General features: G+C 71.5%; 7 protein-coding genes and 1 tRNA gene. 3 read left to right on the top strand and 5 right to left on the bottom strand.

The features are described 5' to 3' along the window. Positions 1–151 precede the first annotated feature (151 nt). The gene (locus tag ACFV3R_RS06580) at positions 152–361 is read left to right on the top strand and encodes a helix-turn-helix transcriptional regulator (protein ID WP_385576553.1); all 210 of its coding nucleotides are present in this window, start codon (positions 152–154) and stop codon (positions 359–361) included. Further along, a complete protein-coding gene (locus tag ACFV3R_RS06575; RefSeq protein ID WP_385576550.1) occupies positions 358–1,722 on the top strand; it encodes a tyrosine-type recombinase/integrase in 1,365 nt (454 codons plus the stop codon). The genes ACFV3R_RS06580 and ACFV3R_RS06575 overlap by 4 nt, the downstream gene beginning before the upstream one ends. A gap of 153 nt (positions 1,723–1,875) precedes the next feature. Here the strand turns inward: ACFV3R_RS06575 and ACFV3R_RS06570 are convergent. Continuing rightward, a tRNA-Tyr gene (locus tag ACFV3R_RS06570) sits at positions 1,876–1,957 on the bottom strand. Between the two features lie 289 nt (positions 1,958–2,246). Here ACFV3R_RS06570 and ACFV3R_RS06565 point away from each other — a divergent pair. Beyond that, positions 2,247–2,735 carry a YajQ family cyclic di-GMP-binding protein gene (locus tag ACFV3R_RS06565; RefSeq protein WP_385576548.1) on the top strand — a complete coding sequence of 163 codons (489 nt, stop codon included), beginning with the start codon at positions 2,247–2,249 and terminating at the stop codon, positions 2,733–2,735. A 174-nt stretch (positions 2,736–2,909) separates the two neighbouring features. Here ACFV3R_RS06565 and ACFV3R_RS06560 read toward each other — a convergent pair whose 3' ends face one another. From ACFV3R_RS06560 to ACFV3R_RS06545, 4 genes are all read right to left on the bottom strand, one after another. Then, complete coding sequence (locus ACFV3R_RS06560) at positions 2,910–3,302, bottom strand: YccF domain-containing protein (protein WP_385576545.1); 393 nt, start codon at positions 3,300–3,302, stop codon at positions 2,910–2,912. After that, positions 3,299–4,162, bottom strand: a complete 864-nt coding sequence (htpX, locus tag ACFV3R_RS06555) for a zinc metalloprotease HtpX (RefSeq protein WP_385576543.1) — start codon at positions 4,160–4,162, stop codon at positions 3,299–3,301. The genes ACFV3R_RS06560 and htpX overlap by 4 nt, the downstream gene beginning before the upstream one ends. Positions 4,163–4,393: 231 nt before the next feature. After that, entirely contained in the window at positions 4,394–5,950 is a 1,557-nt protein-coding gene (locus ACFV3R_RS06550) for an NADH-quinone oxidoreductase subunit N (RefSeq protein ID WP_385576540.1), read from the bottom strand. Further along, positions 5,947–7,653, bottom strand: a complete 1,707-nt coding sequence (locus ACFV3R_RS06545; RefSeq protein WP_385576538.1) for a NuoM family protein — start codon at positions 7,651–7,653, stop codon at positions 5,947–5,949. The genes ACFV3R_RS06550 and ACFV3R_RS06545 overlap by 4 nt, the downstream gene beginning before the upstream one ends. Between the last annotated feature and the right edge of the window lies 1 nt (position 7,654).

Here is a 7,654-nt window from a genome sequence, read left to right as displayed (position 1 = left end):
ACTCAACCCACAAAACATATTATCCAAAACACAATCTGATCCTCACACCCCCCCAACCCACCCCACCCCCCCGCCCCCCCCCCCCCCCCCCCCCCCACGACTCAGAGCAATGTCACTCCAACTTCGTCAGCCCTGCCATGAGGGAGACCGCATGAGCACGCCCACCCGGCACGCCCGCCGACCGAAGGATGAACTCCTGCCTCTGACCGACGTACTCGAAGAGATCGGCATCAGCCGCGCCACCTGGTATCGCTGGCGGAACCGCGGCTACGGCCCCGAGGCGCGGCGCACCCCGTCCGGCCGCATCTGCGTGCGCCGGAGTGCTCTGGAAGCCTTCAAGGACGAACTGGAGGCCGCGTGACGGAGTGGAGCTACACGGTCAAGGTCTGGAAGATCAGGAAGCGCGAATACCGGAAGCCGTACCAGCTCCGCTGGAAGGTGGGCATCCGGCCGCACTCCGAATCCTTCCTGACGTTGGGCCTGGCGGAAGCTCGCCGGGCCCAACTCCTTCTCGCCGCCAGCAAGGGCGAGCCGTTCGACGTCGAGAGCGGCCTCCCGAAGTCCTTGGTGGAGAAGCAGCGCGACATCACCTGGTACGAGCACGCCCGCAACTACATCGCCATGAAGTGGGACGCCTCCCCCGGCAACACCCGGCGGACACTGGCGGAAGCCATGGCGAGCGTCACCCCGACGTTCGTAAAGGACACCGCGGGCATGCCGGACGCCCGGGAACTCCGCCGTGCGCTCTACAGCTGGGGCTTCAACAAGAACCGATGGAACGAGGAGCCGCCCCCGGAGGTGGCTAAGACGCTCGCGTGGGTGGAACGGAAGTCGCTCGCGACCTCGGCCCTCTCCGAGCGCATCCGCATCCGCGCCGCCCTCAACGCGCTCGCCAAACGCCTGGACGGTGAGACCGCCGCCGCGGGGACCATCAGCCGGAAGCGAGCGATCTTCTACAACTCGGTTGAGTACGCGGTGGAGGCGGACCTGCTCCACGACAACCCACTCGACCGCATCAAGTGGAAAGCCCCGGAGCAGGTGGCCGAAGAGGTAGACCCGGCGTGCGTGCCCAACCCGACGCAGGCGGCGAAGCTCCTCGCCGCCGTGCGAGAGCAGAGCCCCCGGGGCCGTCGGCTCGTCGCCTTCTTCGGGTGCATGTACTACGCCGCCACCCGACCGGCTGAAGCCATCGGGCTACGCCGTACGGATTGCCACCTCCCCCGGCGTGGGTGGGGCTCTCTCACGCTCCGGGAGACGCGGCCCCGCTCAGGTACGGCGTGGACGGACAGCGGTGAGGCGCACGAGAAGCGCGGCCTGAAGCACCGGCCGCGGAAAGCCACCAGGACGGTCCCGATCCCGCCAGAGCTGGTCGCCCTGCTCCGGTGGCACCTCACCGCGTACGGCACCGCCGCGGACGGCCGCGTCTTCCAGACCGCCCGGGGCGGTCTGGTGCAGGACACCGGCTACGGCGAGGTCTGGGCAGAGGCCCGGTCGCGCGCTCTGACGGCCGCCGAGCGCACGTCCGTCCTGGCTAAGCGCCCGTACGACCTGCGCCACGCAGCCGTGTCCACCTGGCTCAGCTCCGGCGTCGAACCGCAGCTCGTCGCAGAGCGCGCCGGCCACAGCGTCGCCGTGCTGTTCCGGGTGTACGCGAAGTTCCTCGCGGGCGGCGACGAGGCGGCCAACGCGAAGATCTCGGCGCGACTCAAGCGGGGCGAGTAGGGCCCCGGAATCCCGTCCACGCCCCGTCCACAGAGAGCGAGAGGGGACGGTCCGTAGCGAGACAGCGCGAGACGGGACGCCGCTCGCCGCCGACACAGCAAAGAGGCCCGTGACCTGCTGCGAAAGCAGGTCACGGGCCTCTTTGTTCTCCTGTGGCGGCGCCAGGATTCGAACCTGGGAAGGCTGAGCCGGCAGATTTACAGTCTGCTCCCTTTGGCCGCTCGGGCACACCGCCTGGGATTGCTGCCGGTAGCTCCGCCGCGGCGGCTGCTCCCTGGCAACGGTGTAAACCATACCCGATGGTGAGGGGTGCTTCGCCACCCGGTTACGGCTTGACGGGTGTCCGCTCGTGGTGACCGGTCGTGCGTCCCGTGGTGGTGTGCGGTCCTCGCGGACCGTGCCGGGCCGGGTGACTAGGCTTACGGGGGACCCGGTGCGGGTCAGGGCGCCCCCGGGCGGGGCGTGCCGGCGGCTCGTGACGGGCCGCGTTCCTGATGGATCTACGAACGAGGAGCCAACTCACGATGGCCGACTCCAGTTTCGACATCGTCTCGAAGGTCGAGCGGCAGGAGGTCGACAACGCCCTCAACCAGGCCGCCAAGGAGATCTCCCAGCGTTACGACTTCAAGGGCGTCGGCGCCTCGATCGAGTGGTCCGGCGAGAAGATCGAGATGCGCGCCAACGCCGAGGAGCGGGTCAAGGCCGTCCTGGACATCTTCCAGTCCAAGCTGGTCAAGCGCGGCATCTCGCTGAAGGCGCTGGAGGCCGGGGAGCCGCAGGCCTCCGGCAAGGAGTACCGGATCTCCGCCTCCCTCCAGGAGGGCATCTCCCAGGAGAACGCCAAGAAGGTGGCGAAGATCATCCGCGACGAGGGCCCCAAGGGCGTGAAGGCGCAGGTGCAGGGCGACGAGCTGCGCGTGTCGTCCAAGAGCCGCGACGACCTGCAGGCCGTCCAGCAGCTGCTCAAGGGCAAGGACCTGGACTTCGCGCTGCAGTTCGTGAACTACCGCTAGGACCAGCCGGCCGGCTGCTCCCGCGCGGGAGCGGCACGGGCCGACCGGGCGCGCGAACGCGAGACGCCGGGAGGCAGGCCCCGTGGGGCCTGCCTCCCGGCGTCTCGCGTGTTGCGGCTGCGGGTCTCGCCCGGGCCGTGCGGCGCGGTCCCCGGCCGCCCTGAACGAGACGGGTCAGCGAGTGGCGAAGGGGCGGTCGGTCGGCACGATCTCCCGGCCCAGCGGGAGCAGCGAGACGGGGACCAGTTTGAAGTTGGCGATCCCGAACGGGATGCCGATGACGGTGACGCACAGGGCGATGCCGGTGAGGATGTGGCCCAGCGCGAGCCACCAGCCGGCCAGGACGAGCCAGATGGCGTTGCCCAGCAGGGAGCCGGCTCCGGCGTCACGGCGGTCGACGGTGGTGCGGCCGAACGGCCACAGGGCGTAGGCGCCGATACGGAACGCGGCCAGACCCCACGGGATGGTGACGATGAGCACGCACATCACCAGACCGGCGAGGACGTAGCCCAGGAAGAGCCAGAAACCCGAGAGGACGAGCCAGACGAGGTTGAGAAGGGTTTTCATCGGTGTCGACCTCCCATGTCCTCCAGGCGGGCGATGCGCTCGCTCATGGGGGGGTGGGTGGAGAAGAAACGGGAGATCCCGTCGCCGGCTCGGAACGGGTTGGCGATCATCATGTGGCTGGCCGTCTCGATGCGCGGTTCGGGGGGCAGCGGGAGCTGCCTGGTCCCCGTCTCCAGTTTGCGCAGTGCGGAGGCCAGAGCCAAGGGGTCACCGGTGAGCTGTGCTCCCGAGGCGTCCGCCTGGTACTCGCGGGAGCGGCTGACGGCCAGCTGGATGAGGGAGGCGGCCAGCGGTCCCAGCAGCATCACCAGGAGCATGCCCACCAGGCCGGGCCCCTCGTCGTCCTCGGAGCGTCCCACCGGGATCAGCCAGGCGAAGTTGACCAGGAACATCACCACGGAGGCGAGTGCGCCGGCGACCGAGGAGATGAGGATGTCGCGGTGGTAGACGTGGCTGAGCTCGTGACCGAGGACGCCGCGCAGCTCACGGGGGGTGAGCAGCTGCAGGATGCCGTCGGTGCAGCACACGGCGGCGTTGCGGGGGTTGCGGCCGGTGGCGAAGGCGTTGGGGGCCTGGGTCGGGGAGAGGTAGAGGCGGGGCATCGGCGCCCGGGCCGCCGTGGACAGCTCCCGCACCATGCGGTAGAGCTCGGGGGCCTCGAACTCGCTCACCGGCCGGGCGCGCATGGCCCGCAGGGCGAGCTTGTCGCTGTTCCAGTAGGCGTAGGCGTTGGTCGCGAGGGCGACGAGCACCGCGACGACCAGACCGGTACGGCCGAACAGCGAACCGATGACGATGATGAGTGCGGACAGTCCTCCGAGGAGGACGGCCGTCCGTAGCCCGTTGTGCCGGCGGTGCACGGTAAGCCCTCCCAGTCGTGCCGCGGGGGAACCCTGGCGCTGCGTCTGCGGTCTTCGGGCCGGTCGTGGCGGGTGTGGTGACCCGTGGCCGTCCGGCCCTTCCTCCAGTTTCAACGCCGGACGTCGGACACGGGTTCCCCAGGCCGGGAGTGGTGGAACCGGTCCCTCCGGTTCCACCCGGCACGCCCCGCACCGACCTGCGCGGACCTCGCTGCGCTCACCGGCGGTGGCTCAGAGCAGCGTTCCGGAGGCGAACCGCAGGACGAGCTGCGGGGCCCCGGAGAAGGCCAGCGCGAGCAGGGCGGCGAGGGTGATGGCCAGCGTCAGCGGGAGGGGGACGCCGGTCGGGGTGGGGGCGGCAGGGCCGGCGGGGGCCGCGAGGGCGCCGGGGCCGTCAGTGCCGGACTCGTCGGTGGCGGCTGCCTCGGGGTGGCGCTGGAAGAGGGCGGCCGTCCACCTCAGGTAGTAGTAGAGGCCGATCACGACGTTGACGGCCATGACCACGGCGAGCCAGCCCAGCCCCGCGTCGACCGCCGAGGAGAAGACGGTGACCTTGGCGAACAGGCCGATGACGCCCGGTGGCAGCCCGGCCAGGCAGAGCAGGAAGAAGCCGAGGGCAACCGCGGCCAGCGGATGGCGGGCCACCAGGCCCCGGTAGTCGTCCAGGCGGTTGCCCGGGCTGGTCCGGGCGAGCAGGGCGGCGACGGCGAAGGCGCCGAGGTTGACGGCCGCGTACATCAGCGCGTACGCCACGGTGGAGCCCACGGCGTGGGCGCCGCTGTGCGCGTATCCGGCGGCGGCGACGGGGACGAGCAGGTAGCCGGCCTGGGACACCGAGGACCAGGCGAGCAGCCGCACCGCGCTGCGGTCCCGGTCGGGCCGCTGCCGCAGCGCCGCGACGTTCCCGGCCGTCATGGTCGCTGCGGCCAGGACGGCGAGGACGGGGCCCCAGACTCCGGCGTAGGCGGGGAACGCCTTCACCGTCACCAGGATGAGCCCGGAGAAGCCGACGGCCTTGCCGACCACGGAGAGGTAGGCGGCGACGGGCAGCGGTGCGCCCACGTAGGTGTCGGGCACCCAGAAGTGGAAGGGGACAGCCGCGGTCTTGAAGGCGAAGCCGACCAGGGTGAGGCCGACCCCGGCCTTGGCGAGGGTGGCGAGCCGGGGATCGGTGTGGGTCAGTGCGTCGGCGACCGCGGTGAGATGGAGGCTGCCGGTGGTGGCGTAGACGAAGCTGACGCCCAGCAGCATCACGGCGGTGGCGGTGACGGAGGAGAGGAAGAACTTCAGCGCCGCCTCGGAGGACCGCCGGTCCTCGCGGCGCAGGCCCACCAGCGCGAAGGCGGGCAGCGAGGCCACCTCCAGGGCGACGACCAGCGTCGCCAGGTCGCGGGAGGCGGGCAGCAGGGCGGCGCCGCAGGCCGAGGAGAGCAGCAGGAACCAGTACTCGCCCGCCGGCATGCGCTGCTCCCGCAGGGCGGGCATGGACAGGAGCGCGGTCAGCAGCGCGCCGCCGAGGACGAGGACCTGCACGGCGAGCGCGAAGTGGTCGGCGGCGTACGCGCAGACCCCGGGGTGGGCGGTGAGGCAGAAGGTGCGGCGTCCCCCGTCCAGGAGGGGCAGTTCGGACAGGAGGGCCAGCGCGAGGCCGGTGAGGGTCACCGCGCCGAGCAGTGGCTTGCGGCGCTCGGGCAGGAACAGGTCGGTGACCAGGACGGCCAGCGCGGTGAGCGCGGTGAGCGTCGGGGGCGCGATGGCGAGCCAGTCGACGGACTGCGGGTGGGTCATGAGCTGCCGCCTCCGAGGAGATGCTGCACGGCCGGGTCGCTGAGGCCGAGGAGGGCCGCGGGCCAGAGTCCGGCCAGGACGGTCAGGAGGACGAGCGGGGTCCAGGTCACGGCCTCGGCGGCGGTGACGTCCCGGAGCGCGCCCGGCGCCCGGTCCGCCTCGGGGACGGCGGTGCGGGTCGGCGCCGGGGTGGCGGTGGCCGTGGCGGAGCCGGCCGGGGCGGGCGCCGCCGGGGCAGCGGTGGCCGGTGTCGCGGCGTCGGCGGGGCTCGGTTCGACGGTGACGGTCTCGGCCTGTTCACGGGCGCCCATGCAGACCCGGCGGACGACGACCAGGAGGTAGGCGGCGGTCAGCAGGGTGCCGATCCCCGCGAGCACCATCAGGACGAGGAAGGCGGGGCGGCTGAGGCCGGCGGCCGGGCGGAACGCGCCGAACATCGCCAGCATCTCGCCCCAGAACCCGGCGAGGCCGGGGAGGCCGAGGGAGGCGACGGCGCCGAAGGCGAGCAGGCCGCCGAGGCGGGGGGCGCGGCCGTAGAGGGCGGCGCCGGAGCGGCCCGCGATCCGGTCGAGGTCGCCGGTGCCGTGCCGGTCCTTCAGGGCGCCGACGAGGAAGAACAGCAGGCCGGTGATGAGGCCGTGGGCGATGTTGGCGAAGAGCGCGCCGTTGACGCCGGTGGGGGTCATCGACGCGATGCCGAGGAGGACGAAGCCCATGTGGCCGACGGAGCTGTAGGCGATGAGCCGCTTGAGGTCGCCCTTCGCCCCCGGGCGGGCCAGGGAGAGGCAGGCCAGGGAGCCGTAGATGATGCCGACGACGGCGAGGGCTGCCAGGTAGGGGGCGAAGGTGTGCATGCCCTCGGGCGCGGCGGCCAGCAGGATGCGGACGAAACCGTAGGTGCCCATCTTCAGCAGCACGCCGGCCAGCAGCACCGAACCGACGGTCGGGGCGGCGGTGTGGGCGTCCGGCAGCCAGCCGTGCAGCGGCCACAGCGGCGACTTGACGGCGAGTCCGATGCCGACGGCGAGCACGGCGAGGAGCTGGACACCGTGGCTGAGCTGCGCGTTCGGCCCGTTGTCAGTGGCGAGTGCCACCATGTCGAACGTGCCCGCCCGCAGGCCGATCAGGAGGAGGCCCAGCAGCATCACGACCGAACCGAGCAGTGTGTAGAGGATGAACTTCCAGGCGGCCGGTCCCCTGTTCGCGCCACCCCAGCGGGCGATGAGGAAGTACATCGGGATGAGAACCGTCTCGAACGCCAGGAAGAACAGCATCAGGTCGAGGACGGCGAAGGTCGCCAGGCTGCCGGCCTCCAGGAGCAGCAGCAGCGCGACGAAGGCCTTCGGGGACGGGCCCCCCGGCGGGCGCAGGTAGCTGTAGAGGGCGCACAGGAACGTCAGCAGCGCCGTGAGGACGAGGAGGGGGAGCGAGATGCCGTCGACGCCGAGGTGGATACGGATGCCGAGGGCGGGGATCCAGCCGATATCGGTCTGACCCTGCATGCGCGCCGCGTGACCGTGGTCGAAGCCGCAGGCCAGCGCGATGGCCACGGCGAGGACGACACCGGTGACGGTCACACCGTGGCGCAGTACCGCCTGTTCGGGGCTCTTGCCGCGCAGTCCGGGCGGGGCGGGCAGCAGGGCGCCGAGCAGAGGCAGGACGATCAGCGCCGCGAGCAGCACTTGGAGTGCGGTGTGGTTCATC

Origin of the sequence: Streptomyces sp. NPDC059740 (assembly GCF_042733155.1) — a bacterium.
Classification (GTDB): Bacteria; Actinomycetota; Actinomycetes; order Streptomycetales; family Streptomycetaceae; genus Streptomyces.
The sequence above is the reverse complement of the archived record's forward strand: the minus strand, read 5'-3'. Positions and strand labels throughout refer to the sequence as shown.